Raw genomic sequence first — 23,022 nt, forward strand, 5'->3', positions numbered from 1 at the left:
AGGGAGCGACGCGGGTCGTGGCGGTCACGAGGTCTCGAGTTCGTTGTCGAGGTAGCCGAAGAGCTCGTCGTCGGAGGCCGAGGTGAGGTCGGACCCCTCGGCTTCGTCCGCGTCGGCCGCGTCGCCGGAGCGGGCCTCGCCCCAGCGGGCGAGGAGGGCGCGCAGCCGCAGGTCGGCCTTGGTGACGGTGCCGTCGTCGGTGAGGGCGAGCAGCACGTTCTCCAGCTGGTCGAGCTGGTCGAGCACGTCGGTGTGGGGCTCGGGCCCGGCGGGTGCGAGCCGGGTGAGGACGTGCCGGGCGATCGCGGCGGGCGTCGGGTGGTCGAACACGAGGGTCGACGGCAGCCGCAGGCCGGTGGCCGCGGTGAGCCGGTTGCGCAGCTCCACCGACGTCAGCGAGTCGAACCCGAGGTCCCGCAGGCCGCGCCCGGGGTCGACCTCGGTGCCCGTGGTGTGGCCGAGGACGGCCGCGACCTGGGCGCACACGAGGTCGAGCACCGTCTGTTCGCGGTCGGCGGGCGACTGGGCGGCGAAGGCGTCGGCGAACGACGCGCTGGCGGCGGGGGTCGCCGTCGCGGCCCGGCGGACGGGGGCGCGGACCAGGCCCCGCAGGATCGGCGGCAGGGTGCCGTTCGCGGCCTGTGCGCGCAGCGTGGCGGTGTCCAGCGGCAGCGGCGCGAGCACGGGGCGGTCGTCGCCTGCCGCGGCGTCGAAGAGCGCGAGCGCGTCCCCGGTGGGCAGTTCGCGGACGCCGGAGCGGCCGAGCCGGGCCCGGTCGCCCGCGTCGAGCCCCGCCGTCATGCCGCTGGCGGCGGCCCACATGCCCCACGCCAGGGAGACGCCGGGCAGTCCGAGGGCGTGGCGGCGGCGCACGAGCGCGTCGAGCGCGGCGTTCGCGGCGGCGTAGGCGGCCTGGCCCGCGCTGCCGAGGAGGCCCGCGGCGGAGGAGAACACGACGAACGCGGACAGGTCGGCGTCCCGGGTGAGTTCGTCCAGGTGGAGCAGCCCGTCGACCTTCGGGGCGAAGACGCGGTCGACGCGTTCGGGGGTCAGGGACCCGAGGACGCCGTCGTCGACGACGCCCGCCGTGTGCACGACCGCGCCGAGCGGCCGCTCCAGCGAGGCGAGCAGCGCCGCCACGGCCGGGCGGTCTGCGATGTCGCAGGCCGCCACGGTCACCTGGGCGCCAAGGGCGGCCAGTTCGGCGCGCAGTTCCTCGGCGCCGTCGGTGGCGAGGCCCTTGCGGCCGGCCAGGACGAGGTGGCGTACGCCCCGGTCTGTGACCAGGTGGCGGGCCACGAGGGCGCCGAGGGTGCCGAGGCCGCCGGTCACCAGGACCGGGCGGTCCGGGTCGAGGGGCGCGGGCACGGTCAGGACGGCCTTGCCGGTGGGCCCGCTCTGGTGGAGGTGGCGGAACGCCTCGGGTGCGCGGCGGACGTCCCAGGCGCGCACCGGCGGGGGGCTGAGGACGCCTTCGTCGCACAGGGCGAGGACGTCGGCGAGGAGTTCCTGGACGCGGTCGGGGCCCGGTCGGGTCAGGTCGACGGTGGCGTTCGTGCCGCCGGGCGGCAGCGCGGCGGTGTCGCCGCTGTCCGCCGCGCCGAGTTCGACGAACCGGCCGCCGTCGGCGAGCAGTTCCAGGGCGCCGTCGGTGCATTCCCGTGCCAGCGCGTTCAGGACGGCGTCGACGCCGCGGCCGCCGGTCTCGGCGGTGAACCGGGCCACGAAGCCGGTGTCGTCCGAGGACGCCAGGCGCGTCGCGGGTACGCCCGCGGCCCGTACCGCGTCCCAGTCGGCGGGGCTCGCCGTCGCGTACACCTCCGCGCCCCGGTGGAGCGCGAGCCGTACGGCCGCGAGGCCCGCGCCGCTCGCCGCTCCGTGGATCAGTACGGACTCGCCCTGGCGCAGGAGTGCCAGGTCGCGCACGGCGTGCTGGGCCGTGAGGAACGTCAGGGGCACGGACGCCGCGCGGGCGAAGGACCATCCGGCGGGCATCGGGGCGAGGAGCCTGCGGTCGGTGACGGCGAGCGGGCCGAAGCCCGAGTCGGTCAGGCCGAGCACGCGGTCGCCCGCCGCCAGGTCGGTGACGTCCGCGCCGACCTCGGTGACCACGCCCGCGATCTCGCTGCCGAGTCCGGCGGTGCCCAGGTGGGCGTCCAGGGCGCGGTGTACGTCCCTGGGGTCGAGTCCGGCGGCGCGGACGGCGACGCGGACCTCGCCGGGGGCGAGGGGCGCGGTGGCGTCGGGGTGCGGGACCAGGCTGAGGTCGGCGAGGGAGCCGCGCGGCCGGGCGTCGAGGCGCCAGGGTCCTTCGGCGGGCGCGGCGAGCGGTCTTTCCGCGGCGGCGCGGGTGAGCCGGGGCACCGTCACCTTCCCGGCCCGAAGGGCCAGTTGGGGTTCGGCGGTGGCGAGCGCGGCGGGCAGGGCGCGGGCGGAGTCCTCGGCGCCGTCGAGGTCGACCAGGGCGAACCGGCCGGGGTTCTCGGTCTGCGCCGACCGCACCAGGCCCCATACGGCGGCCTGGGCCGGGTCGGGCGTGGCGGGGTCGGCGGCGCCGCGGGTCACGAACACCAGGCGGGCGTGCGCGGTCCGCTCGTCGGCGAGCCAGTCCTTGGCGAGTGCCAGCGCCCAGGTCACCGCCTCGCGTGCCGTCTTCCCCGCGGCGCCCGAGGGCCGCGGGCAGGGGGCCAGCAGGTCGGTCACGCCGTCGAGGGCTTCGAAGCCGGACACGGTGGGGGCGTCGGTGCCGAGGTCGTCGTCGCCGAGCACGGCGAGGCCGAGTGACTGGTCGGTGCCGTCGTCCACGGTCGCGTCGGCGGGCGTCCACTCCAGGGCGAGCAGCGATTCGGTGGCCGGGGACGCGAGCCCGCGCAGTTCCACCGGTCGCATGACCAGCGATTCGACGGTCGCGACGGGGCGTCCCGACGGGTCGGCGATGGCCAGCGCCATGTCGTCCTGGCCCTTGGGCGTCCAGCGCACCCGCAGCGTCGAGGCGCCGACGGCGTGCAGCCGTACCCCCGTGAAGCTGAACGGCAGCCGGGGGCCGCCGCCGGTCTCGTCGAGGGCGCGCAGCACGGGCGCGTGCAGCGCGGCGTCGAGCAGGGCGGGGTGCACGCTGAAGCCGTCGCCGCCGGTCCCTTCCGGAAGCGCGACCTCGACGTACGCGTCGTCGCCGAGGCGCCAGGCGGCGCGCAGGGCGCGGAAGACGGGCCCGTAGCCGTAGCCGAGTTCGTCGAGGCGGTCGTAGACGTCGTCGACGTCCATGGGGGTGGCGCCCGGCGGCGGCCAGGCGGCGAGCTCGGTGGCCGGGGAGTCGCCGGTGGTGAGGGTGCCGGTGGCGTGCTCGGTCCACGGCTCGTCCCGCTCTGCGTCCTCGGCCCGCGAGTGGACGCGGACGCTCCGCGTGCCGTCGGTCTCGGGGCCCACGGTGACGCGCAGGGCGAGGCCGCCGCGTTCGGGCAGGACCAGCGGGGCGTGCAGCACGAGTTCTTCGACGGTGTCCAGGCCGCAGTGGCTCGCGGCGTGCAGGGCGAGGTCGAGGAAGCCGGTGCCGGGGAAGAGGACCCGGCCGCCGACGCCGTGGTCGGCGAGCCAGGGCTGGGTCCGGGTGGACAGTCTGCCGGTGAGGACGACGCCGTCGGAGTCGGGCAGCGCGACGGCCGCGCGCAGCAGGGGGTGTTCGCCCGCGGCGACGCCGAGTGCCGTCGTCGCCCCGTCGCCTGCAGGGGCGACGGCGGCGGTCAGCCAGTACCGCTCGTGCTGGAAGGCGTACGTGGGCAGATCGACACGGCGGCCGCGGCGGCCGCCGATGACGGCGGCCAGGTCGAGCCGGGCGCCCCGGACGTGCAGGTGCGCGGCGGCGAGGGCCAACGCGTCGGGCTCGGGCCGCTCGGAGCGCAGGGTCGGTACGAACACCGCGTCGGGGGCGCAGTCCTGGCCCATCGCGGTGAGGGCGCTGCCGGGGCCGACCTCGACCATCGTGGTGACGCCCTGGGCGACGAGCGCGGTGACGCCGTCGGCGAACCGCACGGCCTCGCGCACGTGGCGTACCCAGTGCTCGGGCGAGGCGAGTTCGTCGGTGCCGACGGGCGCGCCGGTCAGGGTGGACACGATGGGCAGCGTCGGCGGGTGGGCGGTGGCGCCCGCGACGACGCGGCGGAACGCGTCGAGCATGGGCTCCATCAGCGGCGAGTGGAAGGCGTGGCTGACGCGCAGCCTGGTCACCTTGCGGCCCTGTGCCGTGAGGCGGTCGGCGAGGTCGAGTACCTCGCGGTCCCGGCCGGAGAGGACCAGGGAGTTGGGGCCGTTGATGGCGGCGATGCCGACGTGCTCGGAGCACTCGGGGGCGATCTCCTCCTCGCTGGCCCGGACCGCGACCATGACGCCCCCGGCGGGCAGCGCCTGCATGAGGGCGCCGCGCGCGGCGACGATCGCGCAGGCGTCGGGCAGGGAGAACACGCCCGCCACGTGCGCGGCGGACAGTTCGCCGATGGAGTGGCCCGCGAGGGCGTCGGGCTCAAGGCCCCAGGACTCCCACAGCCGGTACAGGGCGACCTCGACGGCGAACAGCGCGGGCTGCGCGTACTCGGTGCGGTCGATGGCGGTCTGGTCGTCGCCGAAGACGACGTCGCGCAGCGGGAGTTCGAGGTGGGTGTCGAGGTGGGCGAACGCCTCGTCGAGGGCGTCGGCGAACACGGGGTGCGTCTCGTACAGGCCCCGGCCCATGCCGATGCGCTGGGAGCCCTGGCCCGCGAACAGCACGGCGAGGCCGCCGCCGTCGGGGGTTCCCCGCACGACGGCGGGGGTGTCGGTGCCTTCGGCAAGGGCGTCGAGTGCGGCGCGCAGTTCGGGCGCGGTGGTGCCGAGGACGACCGCGCGGTGGTCGAGCGCGGCCCGTGCGGTGGCGAGCGTCGCGGCGACGTCCACCGGCGCGAGTCCTGGCCGTTCGTCGAGGGTGGTCGCGAGGCGGGCGGCCTGGGCGCGCAGGGCGGTGGTGTCGCGGGCGGACAGCGCCCACGCCAGGGTCCTGCCGTCGGGCTCGGCCGACGCGTCCGGCTCGGCGGTCGGGGCCGGGGCGGCGGCGGGTTCGGCCTGTTCGAGGATGACGTGGCCGTTGGTGCCGCTGACGCCGAACGCGGAGACGGCGGCCCGGCGCGGCCTGCCGGCCTCGGGCCACGGCCGCTGCTCGGGCAGCAGTTCCACGGCGCCGGTCGTCCAGTCGACGTGCTGGGAGGGCTGGTCGAGGTGGAGGGTGCGGGGCAGGACGCCGTGCCGCAGCGCCTGCACCATCTTGATGACGCCCGCGATGCCGGACGCGGCCTGGGTGTGGCCGATGTTCGACTTCAGCGCGCCGAGGAGCAGCGGCCGGTCGGCGGGCCGGTCCTGGCCGTACGTGGCGAGCAGCGCCTGGGCTTCGATGGGGTCGCCGAGGCGGGTGCCGGTGCCGTGTCCTTCGACGGCGTCGACGTCGGCGGCGGTCAGGCCCGCGCTGGTGAGGGCCGCGCGGATGACGCGCTGCTGCGCGGGCCCACTCGGCGCGGACAGGCCGTTGGAGGCGCCGTCCTGGTTGATGGCGGAGCCACGGATGACGGCGAGGACCTCGTGGCCCGCTTCCTGGGCGTCGGAGAGCCGCTGGAGGAGGACGAGGCCCGCGCCCTCGCCCCAGCCGACGCCGTCGGCAGCGTCGGCGAAGGGCTTGCAGCGGCCGTCGGGGGCGAGGCCGCCCTGCAGGCTGAACTCGGCGAACGGCGTCGGCGTCACCATGATCGCCGTGCCGCCCGCGAGGGCCATCGAGCACTCTCCCGAGCGCAGCGCCTGCACGGCGAGGTGCAGGGCCACCAGCGAGGACGAGCAGGCGGTGTCGACGGTGACGGCGGGTCCGCGCAGGCCGAGGGCGTAGGCGATGCGGCCCGATACGACGCTGAGCGCGTCGCCGGTGAGCCGGTAGCCGTCCATCTCGGGCGTGGCCTGTTCCAGGCTGCCCGCGTAGGCCTGCGGTGAGGCGCCGACGAACACGCCGGTGAGGCTGTCGCGTACGGCTGTCGGGGCGATGCCCGCCCGTTCGAAGGCCTCCCAGGCGAGTTCGAGGACCTGCCGCTGCTGGGGGTCCATCGCGAGGGCTTCGCGCGGGGCGATGCCGAAGAAGTTCGCGTCGAAGCCGCCCGCGTCGTCGAGGAAGGCGCCTTCGAGGGTGCGGCTGCGGCCCTGGGCCTCGGCGTCGGCCGGGTAGAGCCGGTCGGGGTCCCAGCCGCGGTCGTCGGGGAAGGGGCCGACGGCGTCGTGTCCGGCGAGGACGAGGTTCCACAGGTCCTCGGGGCCGCGTACGCCGCCGGGCAGGCGGCAGCTCATCGCGACGACCGCGATCGGCTCGTCGGCGGCGCGGGCCGCGGTCTCGCCGGGTGTGGCGGTCGCGCGCTCGCCGAGGACCACGGTGTGCAGGTGGCGGGCGAGCGCCTCCGGTGTCGGGTGGTCGAAGACGACGGTCGTGGGCAGCCGGGTGCCGGTGGCGGTGTTGAGGCGCTTGCGGACCTCGATGGCGGTGAGGGAGTCGAAGCCGAGGTCGCGGAACGCCCGGTCGGGGGTGACGGCTTCGGGTCCTTCGTGGCCGAGCACAGCCGCGGCGTGGCCGCGCACCAGGTCGAGCAGGTGCCGGTGCTGTTCGGCTTCGGTGAGCCCGGCGATGCGGTCGGCCAGGGCGCCGCCCGCGGCGGGCTGCTCGGCCTCGTCCTGCTCGGCCAGTGCCGCGACGTCGGGTATCTCGCTGATCAGCGGGCGGGAACGGGCCGCGGTGAAGCCGGGGGCGAAGCGGGCCCAGTCGACGTCGGCGACGGTCAGGGTCGTCTCGCCCGCCGCGAGGGCGGTGGCGAGGGCGCCGACGGCGAGTTCGGGCCGCATGGGGCGCAGGCCCCGGCGGCGCAGCTGGTCGTCGAGGTCGCCGGTGACCATGCCGCCGCCCGCCCACATGCCCCAGGAGACCGAGGTGGCGGGCAGTCCTTCGGCGCGGCGGCGCTGCGCGAGGCCGTCGAGGTAGGCGTTGGCGGCGCCGTACGCGCCGAGGTCGCCGCTGCCCCACACCGCGGACCCGGAGGAGAACAGGACGAACGCGTCGAGGTCGCGTCCGGCGCACAGCTCGTCCAGGTGGGCCGCGCCGACGGCCTTGGCCGCCAGCGCGTACGTGAGGTCCGCGGTGCCGGTCTCGGCGAGCGGCAGGGAGGGGACGGTGCCCGCGGCGTGGAAGACGGAGCGGAGCGGGGCGGTGTCGGCGTCGAGCCGCGCGAACAGCTCGGTGAGCGCGGCGCGGTCGGCCGCGTCGCAGGCGGCGACGGTGGTGCGGACGCCGAGCGCGGTCAGCTCGGCCTCCAGTTCCCGCGCGCCGGGCGCGTCGGCTCCGCTGCGGCTGGTCAGGACGATGTGTTCGGCGCCGCTGACGGCGAGCCAGCGGGCGACGTGTCCGCCGATGGCGCCGGTGCCGCCGGTGATGAGCGCGGTGCCGCCGGTGCGCCAGGCGGGCGCGGCGGCCGGCGCGGGCGCCGGGGTGAGGCGTCGCACGGACACCCCGGAGGCCCGGACCGCCAGTTGGTCCTCGTCGCCCTGCCCGGCCAGGACGGCGGTGAGGCGTGCCGCGGTCCTGGCTTCGGGAGTGGTGGGCAGGTCGACGAGGCCGCCCCAGCGGTCCGGGTGTTCGAGTCCGACGGCCAGGCCGAGGCCCCAGACCTGGCTCTGCGTCGGGTGGGTGAGCGGGTCGGAGCGGCCGACGGACACCGCGCCCGTCGTGGCCAGCCACAGCGGCGCGCCGATCCCGGCGTCGCCGAGGGCCCGCACGAGCGCCAGCGTGGCGGAGAGGCCGTTGGGGACGGCTGGTGCGGCGGGGTCGGGCTTTTCGTCCAGGGCGAGCAGGGACAGTACGCCACTGGGGGCGGTGTCGAGGGCGTTCAGGGACGCGGTGGAGCCGTCGACTTCGAGGACGTCGGCGCCGTGGGCGCGCAGGGCGTCGACGGCCGCCGCGTGCCAGGGGTGTGCCGCCGTGGCGGGCGTCCCGACCACGAGCCAGGTGCCGGTCAGGGCCGGTGTGGTGGGGGCGGCGAGCGGGCGCCAGGTGACGCGCAGGCGCCAGGCGTCGACGGCGGACCGCTCCTGCCTGCGGCGCCGCCAGTCGGCGAGGCTCGGCAGGACGTCGGTCAGCGGCGCGTCGGCGGGCACGTCGAGTGTCGCGGCGAGGTCGCCGCGCTCGACGGAGGTCCAGAACTCCTCGAGGGCGGGGTCACCGCCCGCCGCCGGGCGGGCCGTCTCGTCGAGCCAGTAGCGCTTGCGCTGGAAGGGGTACGTCGGCAGGTCCACATGCCGCCCGGTGGACGGCACCACGGCCCGCCAGTCGAAGGGCAGACCCTCCACGTACGCCTCGGCGGCGGAGAGCAAGAACCGGTCGAGGTCGCCGTCGGTCCGGCGCAGGGTGCCGACGACGATCGCCTCGCGGCCGGTCGCGTCGAGCGTTTCGCGTACGCCGAAGGTGAGGACGGGATGCGGGCTGCACTCAACGAAAGTGCCGACGCCGTTCCCGAGGAGACCGCGCGTGGCGTCCTCGAAGCGCACAGTGTGCCGCAGGTTCTGATACCAGTACTCGGCACCCACTTCGGTGCCGGTCAGCCACTCCCCCGTCACCGTGGACAGCATCGGCACCTGAGCAGTCCTGGCCTCAACTCCGGCCAGCGCACCCGCGAGGGTCGCCTGGAGGAGCTCGACGTGCGGGGAGTGGGAGGCGTAGTCGACGGGGACACGCCGGGCCCGTACCTCATCGGCCGCACACGACTCGACCAGCTCATCCAGCGCGTCCGCGTCACCCGCCACAACCACTGAACGGGGACCGTTGACAGCGGCGACCGAGATCCGCCCATCCCAGCGCGCGATCCGCTCCCGCGCCTCATCCACCGTCAAGGCCAGCGACACCATGCCACCCTGACCCGACAACGCCAAGATCGCCTGACTCCGCAACGCCACCACCTTCGCGGCGTCCTCCAACGACAACGCACCCGCAACGTACGCGGCCGCGATCTCACCCTGACTGTGGCCGACCACCGCGTCCGGCTCGACACCGTACGAACGCCACAACGCCGCCAACGACACCATCACCGCGAACAAAGCGGGCTGCACCACATCCACGCGCTCCAACGCGCCACCATCACCCAGCACATCCCACAACGACCACTCCACATACGGAGCAAGCGCCACAGCACACGCCTCCATGGACGCGTGGAACACCGGCGACGACTCGGCCAGCGCGGCCCCCATCCCCAGCCACTGCGAACCCTGACCAGGGAAAACGAACGCCACCTTCCCAGCCGGACGGGCCACACCCACCGCCACCCGCGCGGACTCCACCCCCTGCGCCACCGCCGCCAGCGCGTCCGCACCACCAGCCACCACCACAGCCCGATGCTCGAACACCGACCGCGACAACAACACACCCGCCACATCCAGTGGCCTCAGCCCCCCGATAACAGGGTCTACGAAGGGGGCGAGTTGGGCGGCTTGGGCGCGCACCGCGTCTTCCGTACGCGCGGACAGGACCAGTGGGGTCGGGCCGGGCGAGGCGGTCTCGTCGGCCGGGGTGTCGTCGGGGGCCTGCTCCAGGACGACGTGCGCGTTGGTGCCGCTGATGCCGAACGAGGACACGGCGGCCCGCCGGGGGCGGTTGACCTCGGGCCACGGCGTGGCCCCGGTGACCAGCGACACCGCGCCGGACGACCAGTCGACGTGCGGGGTGGGCTCGGTGATGTGCAGGGACTCGGGGAGCATGCCGTGGCGCAGCGCGAGCACCATCTTGATCAGGCCCGCGACGCCGGAAGCCGCCTGGGTGTGGCCGATGTTGGACTTCAGCGAGCCGAGCAGGAGCGGCCGGTCGGCGGGGTGTGCCTGGCCGTAGGTGGCGAGGAGCGCGTCCGCCTCGATGGGATCGCCGAGGCGGGTGCCGGTGCCGTGGGCCTCGACGGCGTCGACGTCGGCGGCCGATACGCCCGCGTCGGCGAGCGCCTGCCGGATGACCCTGCGCTGTGCGGGGCCGCTGGGGGCGGTGAGGCCGTTGGACGCGCCGTCCTGGTTGATGGCGGTGCCCTTGATCAGGGCGAGCACGGGGTGGCCGTTGCGCCGCGCGTCGGAGAGCCGCTCCAGGACCACCATGGTGGCGCCCTCGGCGAGGCCGAATCCGTCCGCGCTCGCCGAGAACGCCTTGCAGCGCCCGTCGGGCGCCAGCGCGCGCTGCCTGCTGAACTCCACGAACAGGCCCTGCGAGGGCATGACCGTGACGCCGCCCGCGAGCGCGAGGGGGCATTCGCCGCGCCGCAGCGACTGCACGGCCACGTGCAGGGCGGCGAGGGAGGAGGAGCAGGCGGTGTCGATGGTGAGCGCGGGGCCCGCGAACCCGAGCGTGTAGGCGAGCCTGCCGGAGGCGACGCTCGCGGTGTTGCCGGTGAGGAGGTAGCCCTCCAGGTCCGCGGGTGCCTCGTGCAGCCGCGGGCCGTAGTCCATCGTCATGGCGCCGACGAACACGCCGGTACGGCTGCCGCGCAGCTGTGCCGGGTCGATCCCGGCGCGCTCGACGGACTCCCAGGCGATCTCCAGGAGGAGGCGCTGCTGCGGGTCCATGGCGAGGGCCTCGCGCGGCGATATCCCGAAGAACTCGGCGTCGAACTCGGGGACGTCGTGCAGGAATCCGGCCTCGCGCTGGTAGTAGCCGCCCGGCCGCCCGGCGTCGTCGTCGTAGCGTCCGTCCAGGTCCCAGCCGCGGTCGGTGGGGAACGCGGTGACGCCGTCGCCGCCATCGCGGAGCAGTTCCCACAGGTCATCGGGGCCGCGTACGCCGCCGGGCAGGCGGCAGCTCATCGCGACGACGGCGATCGGCTCGTCGTCCCCGGCCGTCAGGGCGGCCACGGGCTCGTCGTCCTCGGCGGGCTCGCCGAGGACGGCGCGGCCGACGCGCTCGGCGAGGCCACGGCACGTCGGGGTGTCGAACACGGCCGACACCGGCAGGTTCAGGCCGGTGGCCGCGTTCAGCAGGTTGCGCAGGGTCACGGCGCCCGCCGAGTCGATGCCGAGCTCAAGCAGCGGGGCGTCCGCGTCGGCCTCGGGCCCGACGTCCTCACCGGCGACGGCGGCGACTTGCGCGCGGACCAGGTCGAGCAGGAAGCCGTGGCGGTCGGGGGCGTCGGCGAGCCGGTCGGCGAACGACGGGGCGGGGGCGGCCGCGGGGGCCGTGTGTAGCGGGTAGGCGGGGAGCGGCACCGCGCGCGCCTCCCGGCCCGCGAACACCGCGTCCCAGTCGGGGAGTACGCCGTGGGCGTGCAGTTCGGCGAGGGCGCGGGCCATCTGGTCGGCGCCGCCCTTGCCCCGGCGCAGCGTGCCGATGACGGCGGCGGTGACGCCCGCGTCCTCGGCGGTCTCCTGCACGGCCCGAGTGAGGACCGGGTGCGGGCTCGGCTCCAGGAGCAGGTGGTGGCCCGCGGCCAGGGCGGCGCGGGTGGCGCGCTCGAAGTCGGCGGTGTCGCGCATGTCGCGGCACCAGTGGTCCGCGGTGAGCGTGAGCGGGTCGACCCGGGCGCCGGTGGTGGCCGTGTAGATCGGCGTGTCCGTGGCGCGGGGGGTGATCGGGGCGAGGTCGGCGCGCAGCGCGTCGAGCACGGAGTCGACCTGGCGGCCGTGCGCGGCGAGGCGGATCGCGATGCTCCGGGCGCGGACGCCGTCCGCGGCGAGTTCGGCGAGGAGCGCGGTGGCCTCGTCCTCGGTGCCGGACACGAGGACCGAGCCGGGGGCGTGGACGGCGGCGAGGTCGAGCCCGTCGTAGCGGGTCAGCCGCTCGCGCACGTCGTCGGCGGAGGCGAGGACGGAGACCATCACGCCGCGTTCGAGCAGGCGCACCTGTGCCTTGACGAAGTGGGCGACGAGGCGGGCGCCGTCGTCGATGGACAGCGCGCCCGCGACGGTCGCGGCCGTGATCTCGCCGAAGCTGGAGCCGAGCACGGCGGCGGGCCGCACGCCCCAGGAGCGCCACAGCGCGGACAGGGACACCATCATGGCCCAGAGCGCGGGCTGCCCGACGTCCGGCCGGTCCAGTGACGAGGGGTCCGCGGTGCCGCGCAGCGCGTCCATCACCGGCTGGTCCAGGTGCGGCGCGAGGGCGTCCACGCAGGCGTGCAGGTGCTCGGCGAACACCGGTGACGTGGCGAGGAGTTCGTCGGCCATGCCCAGCCACTGCGGTCCGTGCCCGGGGAAGACGAAGGCGAGCTCGTCCGTCGTGGCGCGGGCGGGACCGCCGGTCGCCAGGCCCGGCAGCGCCAGGCCGCCTTCGCTGAAGGCGAGCAGGTCGTCGGCGAGCCGGGTGCGGTCGGCGCCGGTGAACACGGCGCGGTGGGCGAGCGCGGGCCGGGTCGTGGCCAGGGAGAAGGCGACGTCGGTGAGGGGCAGTTCCGGCTCGGCCCGGAGGAGCGTGCGCAGGTCGGCGGCCCGTGCCCGCAGGGCGTCCGGGCTGTGCGCGGAGAGGGTGACCGGGACGGCGGGCCCGTCCTGCGCGGGGCGTCCCGGTGCGGGGCGGCCCGCGCGGAGCGCGCTCTCGACCAGGGCGGGAACGCCGTCGGGCCAGGCCTGGCCGGGGTCGATCAGGTAGGCGAAGGCGGCGGTGCGGGCCGAGTCCGCGCGGGTGAGGACGGCGAAGGCGCCGTCCGCTCCGACCAGCGCGAGGGCGCGGTCACCGGAGCGCAGGGCGTCGACGGCCGCGGCGATGGGGTCGTGCGCGGTGCGGCAGCGGCCCAGCAGGCTGAGGGCTCCCGTCAGTTCGGCCGCGTCATCCCCAGCCGCGCCGCCCTCGGCGGCGGCGTCCACGGCGGCGGCGTCCACGGCGGCGACGCCCACGGCGGCGACGCCCACAGCGGCGACGCCCACAGCGGTGTCGTCCCCGGCGGTGTCGCCCCCAGGCGCGTCCACGGCCACAAAGACATCGATGTCTTCCGGATCGAGCGCGCCGATGCCCGCGTCCTCGCAGGCCCTCCACGCCGACTCCAGCGCGGCCGCCTGGCCCGCGGGCAGGGGCGCGCCGATCAGCTCGGCCAGTGCCCCCGGGGTCGATTCCGCCCGTACCGGCGCCGCGGGTGCGGCCCCGATGACAGCGACCGTGCCTGTGTCCACTCGCGCTAATTCACGCATGGCAGCTTCAGCCCTCGTCAGTCGTCCACTAGAACTGGATCCATGCATGACGCCATGCATGACACATACTTGGTCGGCTTGAATTGACTTCAACTATTTCTCGGCCAATCCGCCGTGACAACGATCGCAAGTCAAGACCAGCGCTCCAGAAAATGTCAACCGAGCACTTTCAAGTCCGGTACTCGGCGTGCCGCGTTGACCCATTAGTCGCCGCGAGGGCAATGCCGACCGGCGATGTCGCGCGCGCGAAGCGGGACATGCGGGCGCGCGCGATTACCACATGCGTCAGCTCCCCTTCGACACACCTCAAGATGGCGTTGAACTCAGCTCATACCCTTTGGGGCACCACCCCTTCGCCCTAAAGGGCACCACTGGTGGGTACGACCTATACGGACCGGACGCCCCCCTAGGGACATCAAAGAAATCGGCGGCTCCATTAGCCGTCACACGCTCGTCATGTAACGGAAAATTTCAGGCCACATGTAAACCCTTAATACACCGGCCTTCGCCTCTGTTCACCGCCAGGGACGGGCCGCCCGCCAGGCCGAAAAGCGCTCCTCCGGCCGTACGTGGCAGAGCTCACGCGGCATTCCGGCCGCGCCGCCTGGCCAAGGAAACCCCTACCCGACTCCTAGCCGGCCAGGCGGAGCCCAGCAGGTGTACGGCGCCATCCAGGCCGGATCCACCGCTCAAGGGATCGCGGACTCCGCGCCGCCCGCCCGGACACCACCCCGAGCACCACTGTTCCTCCGCGACTCATCCCTCGCGACCGCCGCGCCGGATTACCCAATGACCATGACAACAAGAGGGCCGGTGAGGCCACGGGCGCGAGAACAAGGGGAAACGCGTGCCGTAAATGCCAACGGGCCTCAAGGGGCCTCCGCTCGGCCGCCAAGGCGGCGCGCCGGGAAGTACCGGAACCGCGTCCCGAGACACGAGCCCCCACTCTCCCCGCATCAACCGGACTCGGCACCCCATGACTTACTCGTCAGTATCGATACGAGCGGGCCCGTTCCCCCTCTCCTCTTTCTCGCTCGCTGAAAGCGGAGTAATGCCGCCGACTTTGCTGGCGCAGCCACCGCCCTGCACGGCGAGCAAGCCGCCACATACGCCAGCGCGAATCATTGTTTCCCCTACCACCTGGTGTTACCTCGCGTTAAGTTCGCGTCCGCGAAAACTCGCTCTGGCACATGCCAGCACCATGTGCGCCGCGCCAGGGAACGTGCGGGGCGACCGGAGCGGCCGGAGCCGCCCCACCCGTACACTGCCTCCGCAAATGATCTTTCTTGGTCACGTGGGGGATACGCATGTCCATACGCGCGGTTCGAAGAGGCCGGACGCTGCTCAGGGGCGCCGCCGTGGCGCTCAGCGCGGCGGTGGCGCTGACCTGTGCCACCGGCACCGGCACGGCGGCGGAGCCGTCCGGGTCAGGCGACCGGCACGCCGCCACCCAACGCGCCCTCGACGCCCTGGAGCGGGCCGGGATGCCGGGCGTGGCCGCCGAGGTGAACGGCCCGCGAGGGAAGTGGTTCGGCTCCGCGGGCTTCGCCGACACCTCGGCCAAGCGCGAGCGCACCGCCGCGGACCACCTGCGCGCGGGCAGCAACACCAAGTCCTTCATCGCCGTGGTCCTGCTGCAGTTGGAGGCCGAGGGCAGGCTCAGCCTGGACGACACCGTCGAGCGCTGGCTGCCCGGCGTGGTGCGCGGCCACGGCCACGACGGCCGCAAGGTGACGGTGCGTCAACTGCTCAACCACACCAGCGGCGTGCACGACATGGTGTCCACGCCGGAGTGGCGGGAGTACATGAACGGCCCGGGCTTCCTGGCCCACCGCTACGAGACGTGGACCCCGCGGCAGATCGTCGACCTGGCGCTCAAGTACGAGCCCGACTTCGAGCCCGGCGCCGGCTGGAACTACTCCAACACCAACTTCGTGCTCGCGGGCATGATCATCGAGAAGGTCACGGGCAGGACGTACGCGCACGAGGCCGAGCGGCGCGTCATCAAGCCCCTGAAGCTGCGCGAGACCACGTTCCCCGGCACCGACCCGAAGCTGCCCGCCCCGCACGCGGTCGGCTACTCCAAGCTGTACGCGGCGAACCCCGGCCCGGAGATCCACGACGCCACCGAGTACAACCCGGCGTGGTCCGGCGCCACCGGCGAGGTCATCAGCACCACCGGCGACCTCAACCGCTACTACCGCGCCCTGCTCAGGGGCGAGCTGCTGCCGCCCGCCCAGCAGCGGAAGTTGCTGGATACGGTCAAGACCGGGACGTTCTTCGACTACGGCGCGGGCCTGATCGTCCGCACCCTGTCGTGCGGCGTGAAGGTATACGGCCACGACGGCATCGTCTGGGGCTCGCTGACCAGTTCGGCGACCACCGCCGACGGCAAGCACAGCCTGACCTTCCACCTCAACGGGGACTGGCTGGAGGACGGCCAGCTCTACGAGAACGTCTTCGAGGCGGAGTTCTGCGGCAAGGGCTGAGGCCCGCCCGCCGCCCCCGGCCCTCTCACCGGGGGCGGCGTGCCGAAGTCCCCCGCCCGCGAGGCTCGTTGGCGGCGGGCGGGGCGGGGTCCGCGCCGCCGCGGTCCCGCCGCACCCGCGCGGGCCGCCCGAGGACGACTCCGGCAAGCACCAGGGCCAGGCCGCACAACTGCCGCGCCGTGAGCGCCTCCGCGGCGACCACCGTGCCGAGCAGCACGCCCGTGAACGGGTTGAGCAGTCCGATCAGACCCACGGTCCCCGCGGGCAGCCGCCGCAGGCCCGTGAACCAGGCGACGAACGCAAGGGCGGTGGCGACCAGGGCGACATAGCCGAACGCGAGGAGCGTCGAAGGGGGAAGGGCGCGGGGCGGGCCCTCCACGACCGCGGCGGCCGGAAGCAGGAACAGCCCTCCGGCGGTGAGCTGCCAGGCGGTCGAGGCCAGCACGTCGACCTCGTCGTCGCTCCACCGCTTGGCCAGGATGTACCCGAAGGACGACACCAGCATGGCGGCGGCCGACGCCAGGACTCCCGGCACGCTCGCCCCGTCCGCCCCCGTCAGCAGCATGAGGCACACTCCGGCGAGCCCGACCGCCGCGCCCGCCAGGTGCGCGGCGCGGGGCCGCTCCGCGACCAGGAGCCAGGCGAGCAGCATCATCGCCAGCGGGGACACCGCCATGACGGTCGAGGCGACGCTCGTCGGCAGCAGCTGCGAGGCGACGTAGACGAGGACGAAGAACACGCTCACGTTGAGCAGCCCGAGCACGGCGGACCGCCACCACCAGGCGCCGTGCGGCCGCTTCCGGCACAGGGCGAGCAGGACGAGGCCCGCGGGCAGCGCGCGCAGCGCGGCTCCGCCCAGCGGGCGGTCCGCGGGCAGGAACTCGTGCGTGACGAAGTAGTTCGTCCCCCAGGCCACCGGAGCGACCGCGGTCAGCGCCACCCACCGGGCATTAGCTTCCATGGAAGATAATGTAGCTTCCTGGGAAGCTACTATGGAACCCATGGCAGCCCGGGACCCCCTCGACCGTGAAGACCCGCACTCCCCAGACGGCGCGGACCGTGAGGACGGCAAGGACGGCGCGGACGGCGCGGACCGTCGCGTGGGCCACATGGACCGCGTGGCCCGCATCCAGGCCGACTGGCGGCGCGAGCGGCCCGACGTCGACGTCTCCCCGCAGGGAGTGATCGGCAGGCTGCACCGCCTGGCCGACGGGCTCACCACGAACCTGTGCCTGGTCTACGACCGCTATGGCCTCAGCGAAGGCGAGTTCGACGTCCTGTGCGCCCTGCGCCGCGCCGGGTCGCCCTTCGAGCGCGCACCCGGCGAGCTCGCCGCGCACACCATGGTCACCACGGGTGCGATGACGAAGCGGATCGACCGCCTGGAGCGGTCCGGGCTCGTCACGCGCCGCCGCTCCGACGACGACCAGCGCGGCCGGATCGTCGCCCTCACTGGAGCCGGGCGCACGCTCATCGACCAGGCGTTCACCGACCACATGCGCAACGAGCGCCGACTCCTCGACCTGCTGACACCCACCGAGGCGCGGACGCTCGAAGCGCTGCTCACGACCTGGCTCTCACGCCTGGAGGAACCCCGCCCGCACGGCGACGAGTGACAGCCGCCTCGTCCGGCGGTCACGCCTCGCCGGAGTCCCCTTCCGGCATCCGGCGGCCCACCTGGTCCTCCTGCGCGAGGCGCCGCAGCAGTTCGAGCAGGGGCCCGGACAGGGCGAGCACGACGACCGCCTGCTCGGCCAGCGCGGGCGAGTCGTCGAAGGCCGCCGCGCGCTCAAGATCCAGGCGGGCGATCGCCTTGGCCAGGTCCGCGTACGCGGCGAGGCGGTCGAGGCGGTAGTCGGCGTCGAGCCGCCGCAGCTCGCGCAGCGCCGTCGTCAGACCCTGGACGTGCGGGGAGTCGCCGGGAACCCGCCAGTCCATGGCCGTGATCAGCTCCGCGACGTCCGCCTCCGCGGCGGCTTCCGCCACCGCCTCCCGCTCCGCGTCCCCGGCCGGGGCCTGCGCGACGGGCACCGGCAGGGCGTAGCTGATGGCCTTGAGCGTGCCGTCGGTGCTCTGCGACCGGTCGACCGCCGCGAGGACGTCCCGGGTGGCGGCGATGGACAGACCGCCGAGCGTCGTCAGGGCCTTGATCAGCCGCAGCCGCTGGATGTGCTCCTCGCCGTACTCGGCGAGCGTCGCGGCCGTCGCCCGGCCCGCGGGCAGCAGGCCCTGGCGCCGGAAGTACTTGATGCTGGCGACCGGCACCCCGGTCGTGCGGCTGAGCTCCGAGATCTTCATGCGGCTTCGATCTTCATGCGGCTTCCTCGACGACGGGGGCCGCGCCCCGGCAGCCCCTCAACGGCAATTGGACACCACCAACTCGATACTGTCACTATCTAGCACTGGATACTTCCAGTATCTAGTTACCTAGCGTCATCGCACTGGAGCGTTCATGCCATCCCCTCAGCCCTCCTCCGCGCTCCGCAGCCCCAAGCTGTGGATCGGCACGGGCATCATCGTCGCGGTGGTCTCCACCTTGTTCGCCCTGCTGTACGTGGGCGGCAACGTGAACCCCAAGGGCAACCTGCGCGACCTGCCCGTCGCGCTGGTCAACAGCGACCGCGGCGCGGACACGGGTGAGCGGCGCGTCAACATCGGCGACCAGGTCGTCTCCGGCATCAAGAAGGCCACCGCGAAGGACGACAGCGTCGACTGGCAGGTCCTCAGCAAGAAGGAGGCCGAGAAGCGGCTCGGCCAGGGCAAGCTGTACGGCGCGCTCGTCGTGCCCGAGGACTTCTCCGCCACGGTCACCGGGCTCTCCAAGCCGGGGGCCAAGGACCCCTCGGCGCCGACCCTGAAGGTGCTCACCAACCAGGCGGCGGGCAGCTTCGGCTCCTCCATGGCCAGCCAGGCCACGCAGAAGGCCGCGCACGCCGCCTCCGCCGAGCTCGGCAAGGAACTCCTCACCCGCGCGCAGCAGCAGAAGGCCCCGCTCGCCCCCGCGGCCAAGCTGCTGCTCGCCGATCCCGTGACGGTCCAGGTCGCCGACGGCCACCCGCTGGACACGCACAGCGCCATGGGGCTCAGCGCCTTCTACTACGCCCTGGTCCTCCTCGTCTCCGGCATGCTCGCCGCCAACGTGATCCACTCCCAGGTCGACACGGCGCTCGGCTATGTGCACACCGACTTCGGCCCGTTCCGCAAGCGCGAGCCGATCCGCCACACCAGCCGGGTGCGCACGCTGGCCATCAATGCGGCCCTGATGCTCGGCCTGTCCGTGGTGATGGGCTCCCTCGTCGAACTGGCCACGGTCGGCGTGCTCGGCATGGACGCCTCCCACCTCGGCCTGCTCTGGCTCTACTCGGTGGGCACCATCGCCGTGGTCGGTCTGAGCGCCCTGACGCTGCTCGCGGTCTTCGGCACTCCGGGCATGCTGATCTCGACCATCGTGTTCGTGGCCATGGCCGTCCCCTCCTCCGGCGCCACCGTGCCGCTGGAGGCACTGCCCGGGTTCTTCCGTGCGCTCGCCGAGTTCGAGCCGCTGCGCCAGCTCACCGGGGGCCTGCGCGCCATCCTGTACTTCGACGCCCAGGCCGACGCGGGCCTGACCCGGGCCTTCGCCTCCATGGGCATCGCCCTGGCCGTCTCCCTGCTCTTCGGCTTCGGCATGACCCGCCTGTACGACCGCAAGGGCCTGCACCGGATCCCGCGCCCCGCCGAGTCCTCCGCGGCGGCCTCGGAGCCCGCGACGGTCTGACGCGGCACCCCTTCGCACCCGGCGCCGGGGCCGCGACCGCTCACCGCGGTCGCGGCCCCGGCGTTCGCGTTCCGCTCAGACGGTGCCCCGCCAGGCCCCGGTCTCGGCGCCCCGGGCTTCGATGAAGCGCTTGAAGCGCGCCAGGTCGCCGCTGACCTGCCGCTTCACGAAGCCCAGCTTGTCGCCGACGGTCTCGGCCACGCCTTGGGGGTCGAACTCCATCCGCAGCATCACCCGCGCCATGGTGTCGCCCAGGCGGTGGAAGGTGACCACGCCCGCCTGCCGCGCCTCGCCCCCGACCGTGGTCCAGGCGACGCGGGTGTCGGGCAGCTGCTCGGTGATCCGCGCGTCGAACTCGCGCGTGACCCCGCCGATGGACGTGGTCCAGTGGGTGAGCGTGTCCGAGCGCTGCTCGACGCGCTCGACGCCGCCCATGAACTGCGGGAACGACGTGAACTGCGTCCACTGGTTGTACGCGGTGGTCACCGGCACGTTGACCTCGATCGACTCCTCGACGTGCGACACGAGGGTCTCCTCTCCTCAGCGCGGGCCCACGGCGCCGCGGGCCCGAAGGGGGCTTGAGTGCGCTGCCGCGAGTACCCACGGAAACGGAAGCGGCACCTCACCTCCCCCCGCGCTCCTACGCCCGTACCGGCACCCGCCGCGGCCCCCGCACCAGCAGTCCCGGCCGGTAGGCGAGCGCCTCACAGGGGGCGGCGAGGGTCAGTCCTGGCAGGGCGGTGAACAGGGCGGGCAGCGCGATCGCGGCCTCCAGGCGGGCGAGGCGGGCGCCGAGGCAGAAGTGGGGGCCGTGGCCGAAGGCGGCGTGCGGGGACGGGCGCCCGGCGGCGGAGCCGTAGCGGCCCGGCTGGAAGTCGTCCGGGGCTGGGAAGTGCGCGGGGTCGCGGTTGGCGGCGGCGAGCACCACGAGGACCGACGCCCCGGCCGGTATGACGGTGCCCGCGCCCAGGTCGACGGCCTCGGTCGTGCGCCGCCAGGTCGTGCCCTCCAGGGGGCTGGCGTGCCGCAGGGTCTCCTCGACCACGGCGGCCCAGCCCTCGGCGCCCCCGCGGCGGGCGGCGGCCAGCTCGCCGGGGTGCGTGAGCAGCGCGAGCGAGGCCGACGCGAGCAGGTTCATGGTCGTCTCGTAGCCCGCGAAGAGCAGCAGGAACGCCATGGCGAGCAGTTCGCCGTCGTCGAGGCCGCCCTCGCTGGTGGTGGCGACGAGCGTGCTGAAGAGGTCCTCGCCCGGGCTGCTCCGCTTGTCCGCGATCAGGGCGGTGAAATAGGCGTGCAGACTGGTCCAGGCCGCGTCGGCGGCGCCGGGCTCAAGGGCGTCGGCCGGTGACCCGACGCGGTAGGTCCAGGTCCGCAGGTCGGCCCGGTCGGCCTCGGGCACGCCGAGGACTTCGCCGATCACGAGGACCGGCAGCGGGAACGCGAACGCGTCCACCAGGTCGGCCTCGCCGTCCCGGGCCAGGCGCTCGGCGAGGTCGGCCACCAGGCCCGCGGTGAGCCGCTCGACGCGCGGGCGCAGGGCGTCGACCCGGCTCGGTGTGAACGCGGCCGTGGCGAGGCGGCGCAGTCGGCTGTGGTCCGGCGCGTCGGAGTTGAGCATGTGCCGGGCCAGGCACTGCCGGGCGCTCGCCGCGGGCGACGGCGGTTTGGGGCGGCCCGCCCGCTGGGGCGGCACGTTGGAGAAGCGCGGGTCGGCGAGGACCGCCCGCGCCTCCTGGTAGCCGGTCACGAGCCAGGCGTGCGTGCCGTTCGCCAGGTCCACCCGGGCGACGGGGCTCTGCGCGCGCAGCCGCGCGTAGTACGGATACGGGTCGCGGGCGAAGGCCGGCTCCGCGGGATTCAGTAGTTCGGGCACCCGCTCATCCTCATCGAAGCGGCCCGTGCGCGAACGGATGCGATCATGCAGAGCTGCCGGGCGGTAGCTGTGGGGTTCATACAACAGGTGTCGGGCGGGACGCCGGGCCCGCGCGGGCCGGGCGGCGGTCCTGTGACGGGCGCCCACCGACCCGCCGCCGATCGGCCACCGACCCGCCGCTGACCCTCGCGGGCCGCGAAAGCGCTGCTCACAGCAGGCGTCGAATGTCCCCGCGGACGCGGTAGAACCCGCCCGCAGCCGCGTGCAGGGCGTCCACGACGTAGCGCGCCCCGTCCTGTCGTATCGCGCGGGGGAACTGGACGTTCCAGGAGGGGTCGTAGCCCTCCGACACCACGTGGACGCGCAGCCGGCCGTGGTCCTGGACGCATTCGACGACGACGGCGCCGGCGGGGGCGTGGGTGACCGTGGCCACCGAACTGACGGTGGCCACCGGCTCGTAGGTCGGCAGCGCGGCGGCGAGCTTCACGTCGCGGGCCACCGGCACCGTGCCTTGCTGCGCCGCGGTGACGGCCGTCTCGCTGGCGTCGACGCACACCAGGGAGCCGTCCGTCGTCACCAGGTAAAGCCGCTCGTCGTGGTACTGCATCGAGAGGGCCGAGCCGCCGCCCGTGCCGAGCTTCCACAGGCGCGTGCCGTCCCGGTCGAAGCAGTACACCGACGACGCCGCGTCACCGGCGAAGACGAACCGCCCGCCGGGCGATGTGGCGCACGAGTACACCGGGCCGTCGCAGGCGTAGGTGGCCTCGATCGTGCCGGTGGCCTTCGTCAGGCGCTGCACCACGCGGTGCGCGGTGCCCGCGTACACGGCGTCCTGCTCCTGCCAGCCGAACAGGACGCCGCCGCGCGTGGGCGTGTGCCACAGTTCGCCGCCGCCGTCGGGCGCGTAGGCGGTGACGCCCCGGTGGTGGCCGTGGTAGACGGCGCGGTCGTCGGCGCGGACCATCCAGGCGTGGTCGCCGGAGCTGCGCCGCGCCCACTGGTGTTCGTCCTCGTGGTCGATCACGGTGAGGCGGCCCTCGCGGTCCGACACGTCGAGGACGCCCTCGTGGATGTCCAGCCAGAAGATGTCCACGTCCGCCGCGATGTCGTAGGCGGCGAAGGGGAGCTTGGACGACAGGTCGTAGACCTTGCCGTCGTCGCAGCCCGCGTAGATCCAGAAGTCGTCGGCGACCAGGCACTTCACGCCGTCCGGGAGGCCGAAGCGGGCGCGGACGCCGCCGTCGTGGTCCAGGGTGTAGACGTCGCCCGCCTGGTTGCCGACCCAGCAGTGCTCGCCGTCGACATGGATGCCGAACGCCGACGAACCGGTGCGGAAGCGCCACAGGACCGGCGCCACGGCCCGCGCGGTGGACGGGGCGGAGGCCACCTGACGGCGCGTCACCGCCCGGGGCGCGCGCTGCCCGGGGACCGCCGGGGCGTACCCCTTGCGGACCTTCTCGCCCACCTTCTTCGCGGCCGCCGCGCGCGCCTTCTCGGCGGTGGGGAACGCTGACGTCTGTGTCTGCCCGACGGCGCCGATCCTTCCGTACCGCACCGTCACCACCGTCCCGGTGACGGCCACTTCGTAGAACTTGTGCGCGCCCTCGCCCTCCTGGGACAGCTCCAGATACGTCGTCGACTCCGCGGACACGGCGGACATGGCAGACCCCTCCCCAGGGCGGACCCGCGGCGACTCCGGCGGATCCCGATGTCCA

Annotated in this window: 9 protein-coding genes; 3 read left to right on the forward strand and 6 right to left on the reverse strand. The window is 74.3% G+C overall.

Going from position 1 to position 23,022, the window contains the following annotated elements; all coding sequences use genetic code 11:
- Window positions 1–24: 24 nt before the first annotated feature.
- A complete protein-coding gene (locus tag AC07A4_RS06140) occupies window positions 25–13,170 on the reverse strand; it encodes a type I polyketide synthase (protein ID WP_478593645.1) in 13,146 nt (4,381 codons plus the stop codon).
- Window positions 13,171–14,495: 1,325 nt separating this feature from the next.
- Here AC07A4_RS06140 and AC07A4_RS06145 point away from each other — a divergent pair.
- Window positions 14,496–15,677 carry a serine hydrolase domain-containing protein gene (locus AC07A4_RS06145; RefSeq protein WP_478593648.1) on the forward strand — a complete coding sequence of 394 codons (1,182 nt, stop codon included), beginning with the start codon at window positions 14,496–14,498 and terminating at the stop codon, window positions 15,675–15,677.
- Between the two features lie 25 nt (window positions 15,678–15,702).
- Here AC07A4_RS06145 and AC07A4_RS06150 read toward each other — a convergent pair whose 3' ends face one another.
- Entirely contained in the window at window positions 15,703–16,638 is a 936-nt protein-coding gene (locus tag AC07A4_RS06150) for an EamA family transporter (RefSeq protein ID WP_478593651.1), read from the reverse strand.
- A gap of 148 nt (window positions 16,639–16,786) precedes the next feature.
- Between AC07A4_RS06150 and AC07A4_RS06155 the strand changes: the two genes are divergently transcribed.
- Window positions 16,787–17,293 (forward strand): MarR family winged helix-turn-helix transcriptional regulator, encoded by a 507-nt coding sequence (locus AC07A4_RS06155; protein WP_478594368.1) that lies wholly within the window; start codon window positions 16,787–16,789, stop codon window positions 17,291–17,293.
- Window positions 17,294–17,312: 19 nt separating this feature from the next.
- Here AC07A4_RS06155 and AC07A4_RS06160 read toward each other — a convergent pair whose 3' ends face one another.
- Window positions 17,313–17,975 (reverse strand): MerR family transcriptional regulator, encoded by a 663-nt coding sequence (locus AC07A4_RS06160; RefSeq protein ID WP_478593654.1) that lies wholly within the window; start codon window positions 17,973–17,975, stop codon window positions 17,313–17,315.
- A gap of 154 nt (window positions 17,976–18,129) precedes the next feature.
- Here AC07A4_RS06160 and AC07A4_RS06165 point away from each other — a divergent pair, with 154 nt between their 5' ends.
- Window positions 18,130–19,434 carry a YhgE/Pip domain-containing protein gene (locus AC07A4_RS06165; protein ID WP_478593656.1) on the forward strand — a complete coding sequence of 435 codons (1,305 nt, stop codon included), beginning with the start codon at window positions 18,130–18,132 and terminating at the stop codon, window positions 19,432–19,434.
- A gap of 75 nt (window positions 19,435–19,509) precedes the next feature.
- Here the strand turns inward: AC07A4_RS06165 and AC07A4_RS06170 are convergent, their stop codons facing one another.
- From AC07A4_RS06170 to AC07A4_RS06180, 3 genes are all read right to left on the reverse strand, one after another.
- Complete coding sequence (locus AC07A4_RS06170) at window positions 19,510–19,959, reverse strand: SRPBCC family protein (protein WP_478593658.1); 450 nt, start codon at window positions 19,957–19,959, stop codon at window positions 19,510–19,512.
- A gap of 115 nt (window positions 19,960–20,074) precedes the next feature.
- Window positions 20,075–21,307 carry a cytochrome P450 family protein gene (locus AC07A4_RS06175; RefSeq protein WP_478593661.1) on the reverse strand — a complete coding sequence of 411 codons (1,233 nt, stop codon included), beginning with the start codon at window positions 21,305–21,307 and terminating at the stop codon, window positions 20,075–20,077.
- A 208-nt stretch (window positions 21,308–21,515) separates the two neighbouring features.
- The gene (locus tag AC07A4_RS06180) at window positions 21,516–22,967 is read right to left on the reverse strand and encodes a WGR domain-containing protein (protein WP_478593663.1); all 1,452 of its coding nucleotides are present in this window, start codon (window positions 22,965–22,967) and stop codon (window positions 21,516–21,518) included.
- Between the last annotated feature and the right edge of the window lie 55 nt (window positions 22,968–23,022).

This window comes from Streptomyces sp. NPDC043996, from assembly GCF_056435225.1.